This is a genomic window from Pseudomonadota bacterium (assembly GCA_018823285.1).
In the GTDB taxonomy this organism is placed as follows: Bacteria; Desulfobacterota; Desulfobulbia; order Desulfobulbales; family JAGXFP01; genus JAHJIQ01.
Map to the genome: position 1 here is coordinate 1 of JAHJIQ010000061.1, position 21,120 is coordinate 21,120.

A 21,120-nucleotide genomic window follows, 5' to 3' on the forward strand; every position below is an offset into this window, starting at 1 on the left:
CGCCCCGAACCGGTGCGGTAGAATTTGTAGCGGAGGGGGTTTTTCCGGTAATAGTCCTGGTGGTACTCTTCGGCCGGGAAAAATGGCTGCACGGGCAGGATCGGGGTCACCACCGGTTTGTCAAACACTCCGCTCCGGTCTGTTTCCGCCTTTGATTTCTCGGCGAGTGTTTTCTGGTTCTCATCATAATAAAAGATCGCGGTGGTGTAGGAATGCCCCCGGTCGGCAAACTGGCCGCCGCTGTCGGTGGGGTCGACCTGCTTCCAGTAGACCTCGAGAAGTTTGTCGAAACCGATCACCGCGGGGTCGAAGATGATCTGGATCACTTCGAGGTGACCGCCCCGGGCGTAGTTTTCATAGTTGGGCTTCTCCGTAGAACCGCCGCTGTATCCGGCAGTGACGGAAATGACCCCATCCAGCTTTGCAAAAGGTTTCTCCATGCACCAGAAACAGCCGCCGGCAAAGATCGCTTTCCGGTATCTGTCGGGACTGGTTGTCCCGGCAAAGGCCTTGTCGGCTGCAAAGAGGAGCGGCAGAAAGAGCAGGCCTGCTAAAAGCATTGTTGCGATTGTGCTTGTCATAAATTCACCATGATTGGTAGAGGGTTGTTTTTACAATAATCATTCTCGATAGATTGTAAATTGTTGTCGTGAAAAGCGCGTGCAAGCTACTCATTCTGTTTTTCGCAGGTTGATTTGGGTGAAATATCATGACTGAACTGTTATAAAGGTTCTGTTTTTAACTGATTCTACAGAGAGGAATTTCATGGACCGGAAAGAACATATTGTGAAACAGGATTATTCAGTACTCGATCAGCCTGCAGTTGTGCAGCGGCTTTTTCACCCCAGGGTGGAGCGGAAGAACGGAACGACGGAAAAAAACCGTGTCGATGTCGATATCGAGGTCGCGAGCGGAGTTACCGTAGGCGCGAGATACCATCTGGCGGAAGATCCGGAAGGGCCGAATATTCTCATGTTTCACGGCAACGGGGAGACCGCAGCCGACTATGACGACCTCGCGCCGGAGTACACGGGCAGGGGCGTCAGCTTCCTGGTGGCCGATTACCGGGGCTACGGCTGGAGTGGCGGCGAGCCCACAGTGACCTCGATGATTCAGGACGCCTACAAGATCAAGGAGCACGCGCGAAAGTTTCTCGCCGCGGCGGGGAGGAATGGAAAATTCGCGGTGATGGGGCGCTCTCTCGGCAGCGCCTGCGCCGTGGAGCTTGCCATTTTCAACAGCGACATCGACGGGGTGATCATCGAAAGCGGCTTCGCCCACACCCGGCCGGTTCTCACTTCTCTGGGGCTCGATGTCGATGCTCTGGGGATTACCGAAGAAAAAGGATTTGCCAATCTGCTCAAGATCAAAAGCTATCTCAAACCGGTCCTGATCATTCACGGCGCCCGGGACCAGATCATTCCGATGGGTGAAGCCGCCGAACTGCATGCCGAATGCGGCAGCGCCGGCAAGGAGCTGCAGGTTGTGCCGGGGGCCGACCACAATTCGATCATCGCGGTCGGCGGCAGGCTCTATTTTGAATTGATCGAACGCTTTGTCCGGAAGCTCGGCAGACCGGCCAGGCGGAAAAAATCCGGCGTCCGGTAAATACGGTTGATTGCCGCAGCATCCGAAGGAGGGCCTTGTGGCCCTCTTTTTTTTTTGCCTGAGCCATTTGTTGGTGTAAAAAAACAGATGGCCGTTGGCGAATTGATGGAGTATGTTGCTGCGCAATGTCTGAAATATCCAAATGATGTCGGTCTGAAAAAATCTATAAATTTTAGATGGAGCATTCCCATGAAAAGAATCTTTCCTCTGGCTCTTATGATCTCTGTATTCATGGGGCACTCTAATCTGCAGGCCGCTGCAATTCAGGGCACGGTGGTTGACGGGGCGACCGGTGAAGCTGTCGCAGAGGCAGGGGTCGTTCTCTATAACGAGGTCTGCACAACTTACGAAACCGCTACCGGAGCCAGGACCACCTGTCATTATAGTTCAAGGCCCTCTGTCTCTACCGACGACAAAGGCGATTTCGGTTTTGCGGACCTGGAAGCCAATAATTATAAAATCCGGGTACAGAAAGACCCTGCCTATCTGCCCGCCTATTACGATAGTGTGGATGAATACAACCTGAGCGACTGGACGATTATTCCGCTTTGCACCAGTGACAGTCTTGATCTGGGAGTCATTCAGCTTAAGGAAAGGCCGTTTTATTTCGGCGAAGTGCAGGTTGAGCCGTCGGATCTGTTTCGTAGCGGCGGCAGAGGGAAGATCACCGCGGAGGTCATCAACGCCACCGGCCGGAAAACAAAGATGAATTTCTGGGCACTGCTCAATGTCACCAGAACGGATGACTCGGAGTATTACGGCCTGGAGGCGGTTTCAATAGAATCCGATCACCACAAAACCACTCTGCGTTTCGGCATCAATGACATAGAGATCCCGATTCATGTGCCGGAAAAAATCGCCGAGGATATCGCCATTCAGTTTTCTCTCTACGGCGGTAAATCCAGATGGCAGCCGATGCTTCCCCCATACCGGAAATTCATCTGGGTAATGAAGGTTGGTACTTCGGTTGCACTTCCTCTCCCGATCCTGAGCGATCCGATTCCTCCTCAGGTATATCCAGACCCGATTATCATCAATCCGAATCCTCCGCAACCTCTCCCGCCACAATCCTATCCCCGGCCGATTGAGTTCAACCCCGATCCGCCGCAGATCAACCCGGTGCCGATTATAATCAACCAGGGTTTCCCTCAGTGATGGGGGCAGGTAGTCTGCTGAACATCAAAGCGAAAATCATTCCCCGTGGCGAACATTCTGATTGTCTACTCCACAACCGATGGTCATACCCGGGAAATCTGTGAGCGATTACGGCAGGTGATTGAAGGAAGGGGAGCAAGTCCGCATTTGGCTTTTGTCGAGATATCCGATTGGAACTATTTAAAAAAGTAACTATATCTGCACCTTTTACCTGGTTTCAATCCCTCCTGGTCGGATGGATGGGCAGCGCCTTTTCTTTCGCCTCCCAGCGGCTCAGCAGAACTTTCTCGATCTCCACGATCACCATGATCGGCGCGGTGACCATCAAAATCCTCAGCCATTCGTCAAACGAGATGGCGACGGAGGAAAAGAGATCCTGCATGAAGGGCAGGTAGGTGAAGAGGAACTGGGCCGCGAGCACGCTCACCACCGCGATAAAGACGGTCGAGTTGGCGAAGAAGCCTCCGGCTCTCCAGATCGGGGTCTTAAGGGACCTGGTGTTGAAAAGGTAGAAGATCTCGAACATGACCAGGGTATTGACCGCGATGGTCCGGGCCCGGTCGATGTCGACGCCGTGCATCCTTTCCCAGAGGAAAAGGCCGAAAGTGCCGATCACCAGCAGCAGCGAAACGAAGATGATCCGCCAGACCAGGAAATAGCTCAGTAGCGGCTCCTGCGGGTCCCGCGGCTTCCGTTCCATGATTCCCTCCTCCGCTGGCTCGAAGGCCAGGGTCAGGGCCAGGGTGACAGCGGTGACCATGTTGACCCAGAGGATCTGGACCGGGGTTATGGGCAGGAGCCGGCCCGAAAGGATCGCGGCGATGATGAGCCCGGCCTCTCCGCCGTTGGTCGGCAGGATAAAGGTGATCGCCTTCCGGATATTGTCATAAACGGTCCGGCCCTCTTTTACGGCCTGGACAATCGAGGAGAAATTGTCGTCGGCCAGCACCATTTCGGCCGCCTCCTTCGACACCTCGGTACCCTTGATGCCCATGGCCACGCCCACATCGGCCCGCTTCAGGGCAGGCGCGTCGTTGACTCCGTCCCCGGTCATGGAGACGATCTCTCCTGATTCCTGAAGAACCCTCACCAGGCGAAGCTTGTGCTCCGGGCTGACCCGGGCGAAAATATTGACTTTGGCAACGGCCTTGCTGAGGGCATGGTCATCCATCTTTTCGATCTCCTGACCGGTCAGGACCCCGTGCTCCTCACTGATCCCGATCTGGCGGGCGATGGCCCGGGCGGTGGCGCCATGGTCGCCGGTGATCATTTTCACCTTGATGCCCGCTGAACCGCAGAGGCCTACCGCTTCGATGGCGTCCGGGCGGGGCGGGTCGATGATGCCGAAGAGGCCGAGCAGGGTCAGGCCGCCGTCAACGTCGGCGAAATTGAGGTCGTGATGATCGGCATCGGCAGGCCGGAAGGCGATGGCCAGCAACCGCTGCCCCTTGTCCGCGGTGCGGGTGATGATATCCTGCCAGTACCTGGTATCCAGAGGGGCGTCCTCACCGTTCCTGCGCTCCCGGCTGCACATTTCCAGGATCCTTTCCGGGGCACCCTTGACATAGATGAAGCCATGGGAGGCGTGATCGTGATGGAGGGTCGCCATGAAACGGTGCTCCGACTCGAAAGGGATGATGTCGGTCCGCGGATAGCTCTTGTTTTCCTGCTCCTGGGCCAGGTTGGCCTTCAGGGCCAGGGTGAGCAGGGCCCCTTCGGTGGGGTCACCCTGCAGCCGCCACTGGCCTCCCTCCTGTTCCAGGGAGGCATCGTTGCAGAGCATTGCGGCCCGGGCCATTTCCAGGACATCCGGATAGTTGGAGATGTCGGTCTCCCGGCCATCCAGCTGAAAGCCGCCGTGGGGGGCGTAGCCGCTTCCGTCGACCTCGAAGACTTCCCGGGCGGAAGCCACGGTCTGCACGGTCATCTCGTTCCTGGTCAGGGTGCCGGTCTTGTCCGAGCAGATGACGGTAACCGATCCCAGGCTCTCGACGGCCGGCAGGAGCCGGATGATGGCATTGCGTCCGGCCATGCGCTGGACACCGATCGCCAGGGTGATAGTGATGATCGCCGGCAGCCCCTCGGGTATGGCGGCCACCGCCAGGCCGACTGCGGCCAGGAACATCTCGGTCAGGCCGTAATTGCGGACCAGAATGCCGAACAGGGCCGCGGCAAAGGCCATGATCAGGATGGCCACGGTGATCTTCTGGCCGAAATCGGCGATCTGCTGCAATAGTCTGGTGGTTATGGGTTTGACTGTGGCCAGCATCCGGCTGATCCGGCCGAGTTCGGTGGCGTCGCCGATGGCGACCGCCACACCGGTTCCCTGGCCGTAGGTGACCAGGGTTCCGGAATAGGCCATCGATAAATGGTCGCCGATGGTCGCTTCCCGGGCTGCCGGCTGGATGTTTTTCGCGACCGGCTCCGATTCGCCGGTCAGGGCGGCTTCATCAACTCGCAGCTCCTTCACCCTGATCAGCCGGAGATCGGCCGGCACCTTGTCCCCCGACTGCAGGAAAACGATATCGCCGACGGTGATCTCTTCGGCCGGGATATCCCGGCGCTTGCCGTCGCGCAGGACCACCGCATTCAGGGAAAGGATATCGCGGATCGCCTCCAGGGCTTTCTCCGCCTTGCCTTCCTGGATGAATCCGATCAGGGCATTGATCACGACTACTCCCAGGATGACACCGGCATCGATCCAGTGCTCAAGGAAGGCGGTGACCAGGCCGGCGCCGATAAGCACATAGATCAGCGTGTTGTGGAACTGCAGGAAGAAACGCAGCAGCGGGCTGCGCTTCTGCGGCGGGGTGATGCGATTGGCCCCGTATCGCTGCTGTCTTTTTGCCGCTTCCGGGCCGTTCAGGCCGGTGTCGGTGGTCTGCAGAAAGGTCAGCACGTCGCTGCTGCCCATAGAGTGCCAGGCCGTCCGGGAGGTTTCCGGAGGGTGATCATCGATCTTCGGAGTCGCCATGTTATTCCTTTTTTTCATTAACGAACTACAGTCATAGATTATCCCGCCAAAAGGCATCTTCTATTTTTTATCATTTCCGGGAATGTTATCGCAAAAAATTCCGTAACAGCTTAAAGGATACCCAAAAAAATAAATTCGCAATCGCCAATGAATTTGTTGCGATATGTGCCGCTGATTACTATGGACAAAAAGGTACTCAATAATTTCAAAAATACCGCAACATCTATTCCTGGGTACATTGATAAATATTGAAGGGTTAACCAATACGGGTTACTGCGACCAGAGCGGGCGCAATTAATCCATCATGGTCAATCATTTGAGTTTCATCTGGAGCCGCTAAAGGTTATGCGCGTGAATCCCACATGGATAACATCTCAAAGAATTTAGAAAATATTGGCTTCGGCAAGTGGTTGCTGGAGAGGATTGACCCCGGCAGCCTGGAGCAATTTGAGATTGCACGAGTGGTCGCGGTGTACAAAGATCGGTATACCATAAGCAATGGAAAAGTTGACGTTCCCGCTGAGTTGGTTGGGAGATTACTGTTCAGTGCGGGATCTCCGGTTGATTATCCAGCGGTAGGTGATTGGGTCTTCGCCAATTTTTATGATGAAAATACATTCGCCATAATTCACGAGATCTTGCCTCGCAACTCTTTACTGAAACGGAAAACATCCGGCAAAAAAGTTGACTTCCAGTTGATTGCCGCGAATGTCGATGTTGCGTTCATTGTTCAATCTCTGAATGAAAATTTTAACCTCCGGCGCCTTGAGCGTTATCTGGTCATGGTTAACGATGCGAAAATTCAACCGATTGTCCTTTTGAGCAAGAGCGACCTGCTTGACCACGAATCTGTTGCATGCATAACCGAAGAGATTCATACGATTATGCCCCGCTTGCAAGTTGTCCCCTTCAGTAATGAAGATGGATCTTCTCTGCACAACATAAAAGAAATGATGCAACGAGGTCTGACCTATTGCCTTCTGGGATCATCCGGAGTCGGCAAAACGACCTTGATCAATCATCTGATCGGCGAACCGAAATATATAACAAAACCAGTCAGCAAAAAAGAGAGTAAAGGAAAACATGCGACTACGCATCGGCAACTGATCAGACTTGATTCCGGGGCAATGATCGTCGACACCCCGGGTATGCGGGAACTGGGGAATTTTTCAGTGGCCACAGGCCTTGGGGAAACCTTTTCCGAGATATCCGAGCTCTCGGGAAAATGTCGGTTTAATGATTGTACGCATGTGAACGAAAAAGGTTGTGCGGTATTAAATGCGGTTGAGGATGGGCAACTGTCTGCGGAGAGATACCGGAACTACATAAAAATGAACAGGGAGTCCAGTTTCAATGAGATGTCCTATCTCGAGAAAAGGAAAAAAGATAAACAGTTTGGAAAATTCATTAAAACTGTGATGAAGCATAAGAAAAGCCGGCGATAGTACGGAACAGAAGCGTTTACCGGCCGGCGGGAACTTCTGCGGTCTTGATGCGGCAAGTTCTGTGGCATCACTGGGGCGCACGCATATATGATTGGCACAATGATATGGGAATAAAACACAAAATGTGCGGTTATGGGATCGAGCGCATGCCTGATCTTTCTTTTCGGCTGATGTCGTTTGTCTTTGCTCTTCGGGACTTCTTGTTTCCGGTCGGAAAAAAGCTTGATCAGTTCGGGATTGCGCAGGGCTTTACGGTTGTCGATTTTGGCTGCGGGCCGGGGAGTTATGTGGAGCGTGCCTCGGAACTGGTCGGCAGCAATGGGACGGTTTACGCGGTTGACGTGCAGCCGCTGGCGATCGAGGCGGTCAGGAAAAAAGCGGAAAGGAAGCATCTCCGGAATGTGGTTCCGGTTTTGGCTGCCGGCTATCCGGTGGCTATCGACAGTCATCCGGCGGATGTTATCTATGCCCTGGATATGTTCCATCATGTCAAAGACGCGCCCGGTTTTCTGAAGGAGCTGCATCGTTTGCTTAAGCCCGGCGGCACTCTGATCATTGAGAGTGGCCACCAGAAGATGGAGGCTGCAAGGGAGAAGATTTCCCGGAGTGGATTCTGGACGATCAGCGAAGAGAGGTGCAATCTGTTTGTGTGCCTGCCCTCGGCAAAGAGCCTTCAGGACTGACTCCAGATTCCATACAGGTGAAGTCCTTCCAGAAAAAAGGTCGGTCATCCCGTCTGTTTTCATTGCCGGTCAATCCCGGCAACACCCTGTGGTCAAGATCAGGAGCGAATGTCCGGTATGGGCAGTAGCCGGCAGGGGATTGTACTGGTCGGCAGAAACTTTCCAGCCGGTTTATTGCCTGGGATTTGCTGTCTGTTATAGATCAAGGGGCATGTTGTTTAAATAACCGTTATTACAGAAAAAAATCTTGCGATTTGCTCTTTTTCTGATTATGGCTTGATGTTGTGAAATTCGTGCAGTAAAACTCCCCGGTTTTTTTGGGGGGGATGCCCGGGGTCGCGATCTCAGCCCGGATGCCTGAAAGAGGCTTTTGATGATCGAAAATTTTAAAAAGAATCTCGCCCCCACCAATAAATCGGCATCCTGTGACGTCCCATCTACGGGAGCAGCAGGAAAGGCCAATATCCTTGTCGTCGATGATGAAATTCTGATCGGGGAATCAATCTGCGAATGTCTGAAGCTTGATGGATATCTCTGTGAGGCTTGTACCAGCGGAGAAAAAGCGCTGGAGATGGTCCGCCGGGAAAAATACGATCTGCTGATTACCGATATCTCGATGCCCGGAGTGTCCGGCATGGACCTTCTCGCCCAGGTAAGGAAGATCTGTCCCGAAATCGGCGTGATCATGGCCACCGGGGTCAACGACCGGAAGATCGCCAACGAGGCGCTGAAACTCGGGGCTGACGGTTATGCCATCAAACCCTTTAAAATGAGTGAATTTCTGATCAATGTCGCAAACATTCTGGAGCAGAAACGTCTTTCCGTGGAGAGATCGAATTATACGGAGACGCTTGAGCAAATGGTCCGGGACCGGACTGCCGACGTCTGCAGAAGGGAAGAGGAGATTGTTTTGCGGTTGATTACCGCAACCGGATATCGGAATGATGAGGTTGGCGAACACATTAAAAGAATGGGGCTCTACAGTGTGGTCATGACCGAGGCGCTCGGCTGGGACCGGGAAGCGATTGATTTTATCAGGGTCGGCTCGCCAATGCACGATGTCGGCAAGATCGGGATTCCGGACAATGTGTTGCTGAAGCCCGGCAGACTGTCTCCTGATGAGATGGCGGTCATCAGGGAGCATCCGAAGATCGGTGCGGATATTCTTGGCGGCTCCGACATCCCGCTCTTGCAGATGGCGGCGGATATTGCCCTGTCACACCATGAACGGTGGGATGGTACCGGTTATCCCGTCGGTTTGAAAGGTGAAGAGATTCCTGAAGCGGCAAGAATTGTCGCCATCGTCGATGTTTACGATTCGCTCTGCCACGACCGGGTTTACCGGAAAGCATATAAAGAGGAAGACGCCATTGCCATCATGGATCAGAAAAGGGGCGCTCACTTTGATCCGGCGATGTATGATTGTTTTCGTAGTTTGCTGCCGACCATCAGGAATATAAGGAAGGAGAGCGGGGCGGGATTGACCCAATAGCGGTTCGGAACAGTTGTTTCCTTCCATCAGAGCTTTTTCAGCAGATAGTCGGTCCTGACATTGCCGAGGGCGGCGAAGATATTGGCCTTGACGGAATCGTCAAGCGGGTAGATCGAGGTTTCGAGGAGTTTTCTGATCTGCACCCGTTTTGACTCCTTTGACATCGGGCAAGGGTTTGCGACCGGCTCCACCCCGAGCTCCCGGCCGATTTCGATGATCTCTTTTTTCTCCAGAAAGGCCATGGGCCGGATCATGTTCAGCCTGCCTTCGAAAATGGCCTGGTTCGGGACCATGGTGCTTAAATTCCCGCCGTACATCAGATTGATGAAAAACGTTTCGATGATGTCTTCGAGATGGTGGCCGAAGGCAATCTTGCCGAACCCTCTTTCTTCGGCGATGTCAAACAGCCGGCTGCGCCGCTGCCTGGCGCAATGAAAACAGGCACTGCGGCCTTCTTCAGCCTTCAGGGCATTGGCACCGAAATCGGTTTTTTCAATATGGTGGTCAACACCAAGCCGTTCGATCTGGCGTCTGACCAGTTCCGCTTCATTGTCCCCGAAACCCATATCAAGATGGACCGCCAGGAGTTCATATCCGATCGGGGCCTTTTTCCGCCAGTGGTCGAGCAGCCAGGTCAGGACCAGGCTGTCCACCCCGCCCGAAACGGCGATCAGAACCCGATCATTGTCGGCAAGCATTTCGTAGGCATGCATGGCCCGGCCGACCCGCTGGTTGGTTTGAGGGTTCAGTTTCATGCGATGAACATTACAGGAGGCGGTTCGCCTTATCAAGATGGGGATGAAGAAACGGCGGGGGGACAGTAGCAATAAAGCCCGGTTGGGCAGCTCGTCTGATCGCTCGAAATTTATATCTGCAGGGTGAAATCGGCACTGAATCTATTTTGCCGCTGGAACAGCCAGATCCGGGCAGGATGAGAATTTTTGGGCAAGGGCCTCTCTGGCCATGTCTTCAGCGGAGATCCATTTGAATCCGCGTTTGAAGGCGTTCCGCAGATCAAACACATTGTCGAGCAGAGATTCCTGGGTCTCATCATAACTGCCGCTGCAGACCAGCCGGCCATCGGCTGAACGGATCAGTCGGTATTCGAAGGCGAGAGAGGTCGGGGTGTCACTTGAATAATTGTCTCCCGTCCTCTCCCGGAAACGGTGCAGGGAGACGACAAGGGCTGCATCGCTGCCCAGTTTGTCGGCGATCGCCTTGATGATCTGGAGGCGATTTCCGGTAAGCTCTCCAGCCAGTGCTTCTTCCTGTTCGGTGGAGATGGTCATCACCGAAGGGGTATTCTGGAAATGTTCGGTGATAATGGCGTCAAGGATTGCCGCGCCATCGGCAAGCTCTGTCTTGACGGGCTCGACCGGCATCACCATGATCCGTTCAAATGACCAGGCGGGGCCAGGCAGTCCCACATACAGGGCGGTGAGAACAAGCAGGGTGGAGATGAAGCTGAGTTGAGCAGCTCGTCTGCTCGTACCGATAAGCGAACTTGTGAGACATCGAGACTTATCCCCCTCAAGGGGGGACTGAAGTGAGTACCCGAAGGGTGAGAGTGTTTTTGTTCTATTCATTCAGGTTCCCGGTTGAGAAAATTTAGTATCTGCTGGTATCAGTCTAACTTAATAGAATGTACCGGATGTTGTCATTTCAATAGAGCCGGAAAAACGTTACTGATCAGAGAGAACCTTTGGATGAAAGCGCCCCTTTGACCCTGGGATCAATTGTGGTTGCCTGATCAAGGGAGCGTCCGAGTGCTTTGAATATCGCTTCAAGCTGATGGTGAGCATTTTCACCGTGGACGACTTCCACATGCAGGGTGAGACCGGCGTGCAGGGAGAGAGCCCGGAGAAATTCCTGGCCAAGGGCGGTGTCGAAGGTTCCAACTTTCGGGTCTTTGATGTTGACCCCGTAATAAAGGTATGGGCGGTTTGAGATATCCACGGTGGTCCGGGCGAGGGTCTCATCCATGGGGACGGTGGCGTGGCCGTAGCGCATGATGCCGCCGAAGTTGCCGAGAGATTCACGGAAGGCCTGGCCCAGGCAGATGCCCAGATCTTCTACGGTATGGTGGTCGTCGACTTCAGTATCACCTTTTGCGGCGATGGTCAGGTTGAAAAAACCGTGGACGGTGAAGAGGGTCAGCATGTGGTCAAGGAAAGGAACGCCGGTGCTGATATTCGCCTGACCGGTACCATCAAGCTCCAGAGTGAGTTGGATGCTTGTTTCTTTGGTGGTTCGTGCTATGGTGGATTTCCTGGGACCGCCTGCGCTCATTTGTCTCTCCTGGAGTATATTTGTAATATCGATCGGGAATGTGCCGTTTTTCGAATTTTTCAATTTCACCCTTCGGGTACTCACTTCAGTCCCCCCTTGAGGGGGATAAGTCTCGATGTCTCACAAGTTCGCTTATCGGTATGAGCAGACAAGCTGCTCAACTCAGCTTTATTTTATAAATCCGGCAGCATGGATTGTTTGCCTGGCAGAATACCATTTAACTCGTTTGTATCAAAGGATTTATTGGCGTCTGCCGGAGAGGGCTCGGGGAAATAATCGCTGTCTGTCGGTCGATATTCAATTCAGTAGCCGAAATGCTCTTTTTTTTGTTGACACAGTTGGCCCGGTTTGTGTATATTCGCACGCTCTGAGACTTAAGAATAAAAGCGGGAATAACTCAGTGGTAGAGTGCAACCTTGCCAAGGTTGAAGTCGCGAGTTCGAATCTCGTTTCCCGCTCCAGGCAAATTCAAGGTTCGGACACGATTCGGGCCTTTTTTCTTTATTGACTTTGTACTTGAAATCACGATAAAAAGATCATGTGGCAGTCATCTTCGATGCTGCTTAAAAAAAGTTTTGAGGATGTACTGATGAAGACATATCTGACCCCGGTTCAAGAAATTGAGAAAAAATGGTTTGTGGTCGACGCCACCAGCAAGGTCCTGGGCCGTCTCGCCTCCGAGATCGCGACCAGGCTTCGCGGCAAGCACAAACCCACTTATTCCACCTTTATGGATAACGGCGACTTTGTCATAGTTGTCAATGCCGATAAGGTGCGATTGACTGGAAAGAAAATGGATCAGAAGATGTATTATCGTCACTCCGGTTATATGGGCGGACTTACCGAGATGACCGCCAAGGAAATGATTGAGAAAAAACCGGGTGAGATGCTTCTCCAGGCGGTGAAGGGAATGCTGCCGAAGAACACCCTTGGTCGGGCCCAGCTGAAAAAATTGAAAATATACAGTGGCAGCGAGCATCCGCATGAAGCGCAGCAGCCCGAAGCACTTGATATCTAATTAAGACAGTTTTAAATATATCTGGAGAACAGAATGTCCGAAAGTTATTACGCCACAGGCAAAAGGAAAACCGCAATCGCCAGGGTCTGGCTCAGGCCCGGAAAAGGGACAATCAACGTCAATCGTACCGATACCGTTGAGGGATATTTCGGCGGCGGTGCCGATTTCAGGAAAATTGTTGAAATGCCTCTGGCAATTACCGATACTCTTGGCAAATATGATGTACTTGTCACCCTCAAGGGTGGTGGTAAAAATGCCCAGGCTGATGCGCTCCGTCATGGTATCTCCCGCGCCCTTCTCGGTATTGACGCCGAATTCAGGCTGGCCCTCAAGAAAGCCGGATTCCTCACCCGGGACCCGAGAATGAAAGAACGCAAGAAGTACGGACAGAAAGCTGCTCGGGCAAGGTTCCAGTTCTCCAAGCGTTAATCAGCGCAGTATTTCAGTTATATTTCCAATGGGGAAGACGATCCTGATCGTGCTTCCCCATTTTTTTTATGGTTTTCCGGGGCCGCTGTCGCGGCCTGGTATTTATCAATTCCTAACGATGAGTTTCTATCATGATTAAAGTCGGCATTGTTGGAGCATCCGGGTATACCGGGGAAGAATTGGCGCGACTGATATGCAATCATCCCGAAGCGGAACTGACGGTTGCCACCTCTCGGCAGTCCTGCGGGCAGAAGCTTTCCGATGTGTATCCCAATCTGCGGGGGTTTACCGACCTTGAACTGACGGATGTGCAGGTTGCAGACCTTGCCGAAAAAGCCGAACTCCTGTTTACCGCTGTGCCGCATCAGACCGCCATGGCGATAGTTCCCGCTCTTCTCGGCGCGGGATGCAAGGTGGTTGATCTCTCTGCCGATTACCGGATCAGTGATCCGGTTGTCTATGAGAAATGGTACCAGCCCCATACCTCTCCGGAGTTGCTTGCCGATGCGGTATACGGGTTGCCGGAGCTGAAACGGGAGCAGATCAGAAAAACCTCCCTGGTCGCTAATCCGGGCTGCTATCCGACCAGCATCATCCTTGCCGCCTATCCCTTGCTGAAAAAGGGGCTCATTGTTCCGGAGACAATTATTGCAGATTCAAAATCAGGTGCGTCCGGTGCCGGACGCGGTGCGAATGTCGGTACTCTTTTCTGTGAGGTCACCGAAGGTTTCAAGGCGTACAAGGTTGGCGAGCATCGACATACCCCGGAGATAGAGCAGGAAATCAGCCTTGCGGCGGGGCGTCAGGTGACAATTTCCTTTACCCCGCATCTGTTGCCCATTTCCCGGGGAATTCTGAGCACCGTTTATGCTACGGTCACCAAAGGGACTACTGAAGAAGAGATCCGGTCGGCCTATGAGGAGCAGTATGACAATGAGCGGTTTGTCCGGTTCTGCGGCAATGCCGGCCAGGTGGCGACCCAGTTTGTCAGGGGCAGTAATTTCTGCGATATCGGTTTCAAGCTTGATTCGCGGACCGGCAGGGTGGTGATTGTCTCGGCGATCGACAATCTGGTGAAAGGCGCTTCCGGTCAGGCGGTGCAGAATATGAATCTGATGTGCGGCCTGCCGGAAAATATGGGGCTTGAAATTGTCCCGTTGTTTCCCTGAGTGCAGGGGAAGATGGCGGTGAGACAATCCTGATGCGGAACATCCTGCTTACAATTGCCTATGACGGGACGGCATATTCAGGATGGCAGCGGCAGCATGACCGGCCGACCCTCCAGGGGACGCTGGAAGATAGAATCCGGATCATTACCGGCGAGCAGGTTTCCCTGCATGGCGCCGGTAGAACGGATGCCGGGGTTCATGCCCTGGCAATGACCGCCAATTTCATCACCAGGACCTCAATTCCATATACCGGGTTTGTGAAAGGGCTGAACAGTATGTTGCCGGCTGATATCAGAATTCTTGCCGCCGAAGAACGGGCGCCCGGATTTCATGCCCGTAAAAACGCGATCGGCAAGGAATACCAGTATTTTATCAGAACCGGAGAAATCTGTCTGCCGACCGAGCGGTTATACTGCCATCACATCTCCTGGACCCCGAAGCTGGAACTCATGCGGGAGTCGCTTGGACTTCTGAAGGGTAAACATGATTTCACGAGTTTCGAGGCATCCGGGTCCCGCGATCCATCGGTTGTTTCCGGCCGTGGCGCAGTCAGGACTCTGACCCGGGTTGAATTGCTTCGTCCGGAGAAATGTGCGGATCATTTCAGCATGGTCATCGCCGGAGACGGATTCCTGCGGCATATGGTCAGGAATATTGTCGGCACTCTCCTGGAAGTGGGGAGGGGGAGTATCACACCGTCCGGATTTGCGGAAATTCTTGCTGCCAGGGATCGAAATGAAGCCGGACCCACTGCCCCGGCGCAAGGTTTGTTCCTGAACCGGGTTGACTATTGAAGCCCCCGGCTTTTTTGTTGCCTTTTGCAATTTTATGTATTTTATGCACTGTATCGGGCCTTGGAGTCCGATTGTCGGTTGTTTTAATTTGATTTCCAATATTTAAAAAGAAGATGGAGCGAAAATAGAACCATGGCGGAAACAGTAATATCGCTTGCTGAAAGGGTGCAACAGATTAAACCTTCCCCAACCCTGGCGGTAAACGCCAAGGCCAAAGCCCTGAAGGCGGCAGGCGCGGATATTCTTAATTTTAGTGTCGGCGAGCCTGATTTTGATACTCCGGCCCACGTCTGTGCGGCCGGGAAAACCGCCATCGATGAGGGGTTCACCAGATATACGGCGGTACCCGGAATCCCGGAATTAAGAGAGGCCATTGCGGCCAGATTTGCCGAAGACCACGGGTGGTCCTATGCTCCGGAGCAGATCCAGGTTTCATGCGGCGGCAAACACGGTCTTTACAATATGGCCCAGGCGCTTTTCGGGCCCGGAGACGAGGTTCTGATCCCCGCTCCTTACTGGGTGTCCTATCCCGATATCATCCAGCTCTCCGGGGCCACCCCGGTTGTCCTTCCCCTGACCGAGGAGAAGGACTTTGATCTGGAGGCATCCGTCCTGGAAAAATATGTGACGTCGAAAACCAAGGGGATTATTCTCAACAGTCCGTCAAATCCAACCGGTGCGGTGTATACTGCAGAGGCACTTGGCGCGATAGGGAAAATGGCCCTGGAAAGAGGATGGGTGGTGATTTCCGATGATATTTACGACACCATCACCTATACCCCGGGGAAGCTTCCTCACGTGCTAGATATTACCCCTGAACTGAAAGAGCAGGTGTTGATCTTAAACGGTGTTTCCAAATCTTTCGCCATGACCGGCTGGCGTATCGGCTATACCGCAGGTCCGAAACATATCATTGCGGCGATGAACAAGATCCAGAGCCAGAGCACCTCGAACCCCTCGTCGGTTGCGCAGAAGGCGGCCCTCGCTGCGGTAACCGGTCCGCAGGATTTTCCATCGGTGATGAAGGAGGCTTTTCTGCCGAGGCTTGAGTATATCCTGCAGGCCCTCGATGGTATCGGCGGGATCACCTGTGTCAGGCCGGGCGGCGCATTTTATGTTTTCCCCAATGTCTCATCCTATTACGGGCGTACTTTTAAAGGGAAAACAATCAACGGCTCTCTTGATATGGCTGATTACCTGCTCGATGAAGCCCTGCTGGCCCTCGTCCCGGGTGCGGCTTTCGGCGCGGATCGATTTATCCGGTTCTCGTTTGCCACCTCCATGGCAGTGATTGAGGAAGGGATGAGGAGGCTTGGTGAGGCCTTGAAAAGGCTTGAGTAGTTTTTTCGTTTTCGCAAGTGGAGCAAAAAAAGCTGTCCGGCGGTTTGCCGGCAGCTTTTTTTTTTGATTGAACATGCACAGCGAAACGCATTCCCCGCAGCTCGAAGTCTCACGTTGTTCGCTATCTGCTGCGGGGTTAGTGAGCGAATCTGATGTAAGTATCCTTCCATACGGAGATTCCCCGTGGCTCGAAGTCTAGCGCTTATCTGCCGCGGGGAGCTTCAATCACTCGGGGCTTAATCTCTCGTCGGGTTTGAAAGCGGGGAAATCACCACTCGGCGGTCTGAATATCACTGACGGTGCTTAATGCCCAGGTCCAGGCGTCCAGGGTTCTTTCCTTTGAAAGCGGTTTGGTGCCGCTGCTGGTGTAACATTGATAGACCCAATTGCCACTGCTGTTCCGGTAGATTTTGATCAGCCCATGGGATGGGTGATCAAAGAAACCTTCATGGTAATTGCCGTCCATTATTCCTCCGGATGCTGGTTATCGATTGCTGAATTTTTAACGATATAGCAGATTATATTATCTTTCTGATCGACAATGATATGAAAAACTTTAGCAGGATGTCCCCCGGAGCGGTCGGATACCACCGTGTCGAGACATCATGTTGAGGCTTTATTTTTTCCCGGAATGATCTTCGGGGGTTTCACGCATATCCGGAATACTCTTCTGGGGCATCGGTTTTGTATTGTCGCCGCAGGATGAGTCACAGCCACAGCCGCGAGCCTTTCCCTTGAAAATTCCGTATGCCGAGCGGAGAGCATAAACAGCCGCTATGCCGATGATCATCCAAAGCAGAATATTTTCAATTGTTTGGGTCATGTCGAATTCTTACCGGTCGGATTTAGCTTTTTCAAGTTCCTGATAAATCCTGTCGGTCAGGCGCGAGGAGATATCCGCCATTGCTCTGCTCATTGCCTCAACCAGGGCCGGGGCCGATCGCTCCCTGCAGGGCTGCCGTGAGGTGAACTTCTCCTGGAGAACGATGAGCCGCTGGAGGCTTTCTTCCTGGTCGGTCAGAACGGTGACGGAAATTGAAATCACCGCCTCCGTATCATCGTCACTGTCCCATTCATAAAACTCATCGATCACCCCCTCGATGGCAATGGATGATTTCAGATTGCTGGCGTTGGTGAAAACCGCAGCAAAGAGCCCGCTTGCCGACAGGTCCCGGGCCAGCAGGTAGCGCACCAGATCCCCCGGACTTGACCGCCATCGATGATAGATATAAGCCTCCCGTTTATAAGGGTCGCTCCGGTAAATAATGCGGCCGCTGTTGAGATCAGGGGCGGTCGTGAATCTTTCGACCCTGATGGAAAAGGGCAGTTGTTCTTTGGCGCCGGGATCGGGCGGTGCATATTCAAGGCTGTAGAAAGCGGTCGGTTGATAAGTCTGCTTCAAATCCATACAGCCGGTGCAGAGGAGAATCAGGGACAGTGCCGGGAGAATTAAGGTGTGCCTGGTCATGGCTTCTCCTTTGTCTTTGAACCGGATCGACCCGGGTTTCGTGACGGAGCCGGTTCGGAAAAAATAATCTGTGACGGCTGGTCGGCGAGCATTTCCATGCTGCGGCTGAGATCTCCAGCGGCGCTTTCCAGGCTCCGGCTGACCTCGATCAGGCTGCTCCGCAGATCGTTGACACTGTATTCAGCGGTGTCGACAAGCCCCGAGGCTTTTTCCATGAACAGGTTTGCCCGGTTCATCGCTTTCTGGAAATCCGCAAGGGCGGCGGAAATCGCCTTCTCGTTGTTGCCGACGACGGTTTCCAGGCTGCCGAGGACCTTGTCGATGTTTGCAAGACTCTTCTCACTGTTCGCCATTACCCGGTCGAAAGAGTCGGCGGCCCGGTTTGCAGCGGCTATGATGTCCGACCAACGGTGATCGGCCATCTTCCTGTTGAGATTGTCGAAGGTGACGCTGATATCGGCGGACAGTTTCGCGAGGTTCGCACCCTCGACCTGCTGATTGATATTGTCCAGAGTGGCCCTCGTTTTCTCTGAGACTTCCTGGAGGTTCATCGCTTTCAGTTGATTGACCAGATCGTCAATCCCCTCGAAAAGTTCCGAAAGGTCGGAGGGTTTTGAGGGAACCACGGGATACTCCGGATCAAAAGCAAGTTTTGGCGAGCGGTCCTGTTCGTCACCCTGCCGGCGGTCGATTTCAATGAACATGGAGCCGGTGATACCGACCACCCGCAGCTCGGCAACCATGTCATGTTCCAGTTCTATGGCATTCTCGATGCTCATGATCACTTCGATCAGTTTGAAATCCGGCGCCACATTGATGGATTCAACCCTGCCGATGGGCACTCCCCGGTACTGGACCGGGGAGTCGATCTTCAGTCCGTGAACCGACTGGTCGAAATAGGTGGCATAGCGGCTTCCCTTGTTGAAGATGCTGGACATTCCAAGCCAGACGGCAGCCATCAGGGCGATAACGGTGCCGCTCGCTATGAAGAGTCCAAGCAGGAATTTTCCTTTCTGATCTTTCATCTGGATGGTGTCCTGACCGGTTGACTGCTTTTTCTGTTGAAGAACTGACGGACATAAGGGATCCTGCTTTTATCCCTGAGTTCCAACGGTGTACCGGTTGCGATGATTCCCTTCCGCTCCCGGTCGAGCATGATGACCCGTTCGCCAATGTTGAAAATGCTTTCAAGCTCATGGGTTACTATAACCATGGTGGTGCCGGTTGTGCTATTCAAATGGATGATCAGTTCGTCAAGCTCGGCGGAGGTGACCGGGTCGAGGCCGGCGGAGGGTTCGTCGAAAAAGAGAATCCGCGGGTTGAGAGCCATGGCTCTCGCCAGGGCCGCTCTTTTCACCATCCCGCCGCTCAGCTCCGAGGGCAGGTAATTCTCGTATCCGCTCAAGTTTACCATGGCCAGTTTCAGTTTGACCAGATTGCTGATATAGGATTCGGGCAGATCGGTGTGCAGGGTCATCGGGAGGGCGATATTTTCCTCAAGGGTCATGGAGCCGAGCAGCGCACCATTCTGAAAGAGGACCCCGATCTGTTTGAGCATTTCCTGTCGGTTCCGGTTGTCGTCGCCCAGGTTGTTGCCGAGAAGCGTGATCCTCCCCTTTTCGATCGGCAGCAGGCCGATCAGATATTTCAGCAGGGTGCTCTTCCCGCAACCGCTGCCGCCAAGGATGATGAACCGTTCTCCCTCATGGATGCGGAAACTCACTCCTTCGAGGATCACATTGTCACCATAGGCGGCGGTCAGGTTTTCTACTTCGACAACGGTGGTCCGGTGGCTATCGGCGAGTGTCATGTTCATCCCCAGTAGGTCAGGAGTACGGCAAATATGGAATCGACCAGAATGATCATGAAAATGCTTGAGACAACTGCCGAGGTGGTCGCCTGCCCGACCGCGGCCGCCCCGCTGGTCACCTGGAACCCCTTGAGACAGCCGATCCAGGAGATGAAAAGCGCAAAAACCCCGCTTTTGAAGACCCCCCAGTAAACGTCAAACAGATCAAGGGTCTCGATGGTCTGATTGAGATAGCCGCCGGTGGTCAGATCGAGCATCGAGACGCCAACGAAGAGCCCCCCGGCGATGGCGAATATATCCGAGAAGAGAGTCAGGAAGGGGACCATCAGGATGGTGGCAAACATCTTCGGCAGTACCAGGAAGATGACCGGATCGAAGCCCATGATTTTCAGGGCGGCGATTTCATCCGAGATTTTCATGGAGCCGATTTCGGCGGCGAAGGCTGAGCTGGAACGGCCCGCAACAACGATGGCGGTTATGATCGGTCCCAGTTCCCTGGTCATGGAGAGGCTCACCAGGGAGGCGACATAGATGTTGGCCCCGAACTGCTGCAGCTGGACTGATGAAGTGAACGCCATGATCAGGCCGAGCAGGAAGCTGATCAGTCCCACGATCGGCAGGGCGTCAACCCCCACTTTTTTCATGTAGTCGATGGTGTCGTTCTTGCGCAGGCTTGAGGGGTGACGGACAATATCAAAAAAGGAGAAGATCGTTGCCCCGAGAAAGGTCAGGTTTGACACATTGTCGAGAAGGAGCCGGTATGTATTGTCACCAAGGCGACTCAAGAGATCCGGTTTTCCGGGAAGGGGTTTCCTTTCACCTGAAATGTACCTGTCGAAATCATGAAAGGTGAGTGTCTCTCCGATCTCTGCATTTACGTTGCGCATGGAGAAATTTCCACCTCTGGCGACGGTTTTTTCTCTCAGGGTTGCGATCACGGCCACTCCAGGGTCATCGATTTTTGCCAGGCCGGCAAGATCGATGACCAGATCGGCAGGATTTGCCCGGAGAGTCTTTTCGAGGCGGGGGATCAGTTCAGAAAGGTTTTCACTGCAGAGACATCCTGAAAAATGAAGGATGGTTGATCTGTTTTCAACCGAGATAGCGAAGTCAAGACTCTGCATATTGTCTAATTATATGAAATGATTGAACATGTTTGTGTTTCTTCCGTCATTTTCAGCCTCGGACAGCATTGTCTTTTGCTGAATAAATCCGGCAGGGTGACGGCCGGTTCCCATCCAATTTAAAACAATTTCATGTTATTACAAAGGGTTACTTGCTAACAGGCAGTGGAAAAAATTGAAAATATTTGGTTCATTCGTCTTTAAGTTGAAAGCCGTGGATTAAGCAGTCCGCAGTGTTGGTGGATTTTGAGGAGGAAATAGGCAACGTCTTTGTAGCCGTAGGCCATCCTCTTCAATCGTTTAATCTTGTTGTTGATGCCC

22 protein-coding genes and 1 tRNA gene are annotated in these 21,120 nt (G+C 53.3%); 11 read left to right on the forward strand and 12 right to left on the reverse strand.

Annotation, left to right across the window (positions count from 1 at the left end):
- A partial coding sequence (gene msrA, locus KKG35_13710; GenBank protein MBU1739184.1) for a peptide-methionine (S)-S-oxide reductase MsrA occupies nucleotides 1–560 on the reverse strand: 560 nt, incomplete at its 3' end.
- A gap of 205 nt (nucleotides 561–765) precedes the next feature.
- Between msrA and KKG35_13715 the strand changes: the two genes are divergently transcribed.
- Nucleotides 766–1,608, forward strand: coding sequence for an alpha/beta hydrolase (locus KKG35_13715; GenBank protein ID MBU1739185.1), 843 nt, complete (start codon nucleotides 766–768; stop codon nucleotides 1,606–1,608).
- Between the two features lie 189 nt (nucleotides 1,609–1,797).
- Nucleotides 1,798–2,763: a carboxypeptidase-like regulatory domain-containing protein gene (locus tag KKG35_13720; GenBank protein ID MBU1739186.1), complete on the forward strand. Its 966-nt coding sequence runs from the start codon at nucleotides 1,798–1,800 to the stop codon at nucleotides 2,761–2,763.
- Nucleotides 2,764–2,980: 217 nt separating this feature from the next.
- On the opposite strand, the gene KKG35_13725 is transcribed toward KKG35_13720, so the two are convergent.
- Nucleotides 2,981–5,737 carry a cation-transporting P-type ATPase gene (locus tag KKG35_13725; GenBank protein ID MBU1739187.1) on the reverse strand — a complete coding sequence of 919 codons (2,757 nt, stop codon included), beginning with the start codon at nucleotides 5,735–5,737 and terminating at the stop codon, nucleotides 2,981–2,983.
- A 362-nt stretch (nucleotides 5,738–6,099) separates the two neighbouring features.
- On the opposite strand from KKG35_13725, the gene rsgA reads away from it, so the two are divergent.
- From rsgA to KKG35_13740, 3 genes are all read left to right on the forward strand, one after another.
- Complete coding sequence (rsgA, locus tag KKG35_13730) at nucleotides 6,100–7,182, forward strand: ribosome small subunit-dependent GTPase A (protein ID MBU1739188.1); 1,083 nt, start codon at nucleotides 6,100–6,102, stop codon at nucleotides 7,180–7,182.
- A 122-nt stretch (nucleotides 7,183–7,304) separates the two neighbouring features.
- Nucleotides 7,305–7,865, forward strand: coding sequence for a class I SAM-dependent methyltransferase (locus tag KKG35_13735; GenBank protein MBU1739189.1), 561 nt, complete (start codon nucleotides 7,305–7,307; stop codon nucleotides 7,863–7,865).
- A gap of 373 nt (nucleotides 7,866–8,238) precedes the next feature.
- Nucleotides 8,239–9,357: a response regulator gene (locus tag KKG35_13740; protein MBU1739190.1), complete on the forward strand. Its 1,119-nt coding sequence runs from the start codon at nucleotides 8,239–8,241 to the stop codon at nucleotides 9,355–9,357.
- Nucleotides 9,358–9,383: 26 nt separating this feature from the next.
- On the opposite strand, the gene KKG35_13745 is transcribed toward KKG35_13740, so the two are convergent.
- The 3 genes from KKG35_13745 to hisB form a co-directional block, all read right to left on the reverse strand.
- Nucleotides 9,384–10,112, reverse strand: coding sequence for a tRNA 2-thiocytidine biosynthesis TtcA family protein (locus tag KKG35_13745; GenBank protein MBU1739191.1), 729 nt, complete (start codon nucleotides 10,110–10,112; stop codon nucleotides 9,384–9,386).
- A 141-nt stretch (nucleotides 10,113–10,253) separates the two neighbouring features.
- A complete protein-coding gene (locus KKG35_13750) occupies nucleotides 10,254–10,943 on the reverse strand; it encodes a hypothetical protein (GenBank protein MBU1739192.1) in 690 nt (229 codons plus the stop codon).
- Nucleotides 10,944–11,046: 103 nt separating this feature from the next.
- Complete coding sequence (hisB, locus tag KKG35_13755) at nucleotides 11,047–11,646, reverse strand: imidazoleglycerol-phosphate dehydratase HisB (GenBank protein ID MBU1739193.1); 600 nt, start codon at nucleotides 11,644–11,646, stop codon at nucleotides 11,047–11,049.
- Nucleotides 11,647–12,032: 386 nt separating this feature from the next.
- Here hisB and KKG35_13760 point away from each other — a divergent pair.
- The 6 genes from KKG35_13760 (at nucleotide 12,033) to KKG35_13785 (ending at nucleotide 16,397) form a co-directional block, all read left to right on the forward strand.
- Nucleotides 12,033–12,107: transfer RNA gene (locus KKG35_13760), tRNA-Gly, on the forward strand.
- A gap of 128 nt (nucleotides 12,108–12,235) precedes the next feature.
- On the forward strand, nucleotides 12,236–12,664 hold the full coding sequence (rplM, locus tag KKG35_13765) for a 50S ribosomal protein L13 (protein ID MBU1739194.1): 429 nt from the start codon (nucleotides 12,236–12,238) through the stop codon (nucleotides 12,662–12,664).
- A gap of 33 nt (nucleotides 12,665–12,697) precedes the next feature.
- The gene (gene rpsI, locus KKG35_13770; GenBank protein ID MBU1739195.1) at nucleotides 12,698–13,093 is read left to right on the forward strand and encodes a 30S ribosomal protein S9; all 396 of its coding nucleotides are present in this window, start codon (nucleotides 12,698–12,700) and stop codon (nucleotides 13,091–13,093) included.
- Between the two features lie 131 nt (nucleotides 13,094–13,224).
- Complete coding sequence (gene argC / locus KKG35_13775) at nucleotides 13,225–14,262, forward strand: N-acetyl-gamma-glutamyl-phosphate reductase (protein ID MBU1739196.1); 1,038 nt, start codon at nucleotides 13,225–13,227, stop codon at nucleotides 14,260–14,262.
- A 32-nt stretch (nucleotides 14,263–14,294) separates the two neighbouring features.
- Nucleotides 14,295–15,056 carry a tRNA pseudouridine(38-40) synthase TruA gene (gene truA, locus KKG35_13780; GenBank protein ID MBU1739197.1) on the forward strand — a complete coding sequence of 254 codons (762 nt, stop codon included), beginning with the start codon at nucleotides 14,295–14,297 and terminating at the stop codon, nucleotides 15,054–15,056.
- 132 nt (nucleotides 15,057–15,188) lie between these two features.
- Entirely contained in the window at nucleotides 15,189–16,397 is a 1,209-nt protein-coding gene (locus tag KKG35_13785) for a pyridoxal phosphate-dependent aminotransferase (GenBank protein MBU1739198.1), read from the forward strand.
- A gap of 268 nt (nucleotides 16,398–16,665) precedes the next feature.
- Here KKG35_13785 and KKG35_13790 read toward each other — a convergent pair whose 3' ends face one another.
- The 7 genes from KKG35_13790 to KKG35_13820 form a co-directional block, all read right to left on the reverse strand.
- Nucleotides 16,666–16,863, reverse strand: a complete 198-nt coding sequence (locus KKG35_13790; GenBank protein MBU1739199.1) for a hypothetical protein — start codon at nucleotides 16,861–16,863, stop codon at nucleotides 16,666–16,668.
- A 150-nt stretch (nucleotides 16,864–17,013) separates the two neighbouring features.
- Entirely contained in the window at nucleotides 17,014–17,220 is a 207-nt protein-coding gene (locus KKG35_13795; protein ID MBU1739200.1) for a FeoB-associated Cys-rich membrane protein, read from the reverse strand.
- Between the two features lie 9 nt (nucleotides 17,221–17,229).
- Nucleotides 17,230–17,865, reverse strand: coding sequence for a membrane integrity-associated transporter subunit PqiC (locus tag KKG35_13800; protein MBU1739201.1), 636 nt, complete (start codon nucleotides 17,863–17,865; stop codon nucleotides 17,230–17,232).
- Complete coding sequence (locus tag KKG35_13805) at nucleotides 17,862–18,890, reverse strand: MCE family protein (GenBank protein MBU1739202.1); 1,029 nt, start codon at nucleotides 18,888–18,890, stop codon at nucleotides 17,862–17,864. The genes KKG35_13800 and KKG35_13805 overlap by 4 nt, the downstream gene beginning before the upstream one ends.
- The gene (locus KKG35_13810; protein ID MBU1739203.1) at nucleotides 18,887–19,675 is read right to left on the reverse strand and encodes an ATP-binding cassette domain-containing protein; all 789 of its coding nucleotides are present in this window, start codon (nucleotides 19,673–19,675) and stop codon (nucleotides 18,887–18,889) included. Before KKG35_13810 ends, KKG35_13805 begins: the two co-directional genes overlap by 4 nt.
- A 2-nt stretch (nucleotides 19,676–19,677) precedes the next feature.
- Nucleotides 19,678–20,799, reverse strand: a complete 1,122-nt coding sequence (locus tag KKG35_13815; GenBank protein MBU1739204.1) for an MlaE family lipid ABC transporter permease subunit — start codon at nucleotides 20,797–20,799, stop codon at nucleotides 19,678–19,680.
- Nucleotides 20,800–20,999: 200 nt separating this feature from the next.
- Nucleotides 21,000–21,120: transposase (locus tag KKG35_13820; protein MBU1739205.1), on the reverse strand; the 121-nt coding region annotated here is incomplete at its 5' end.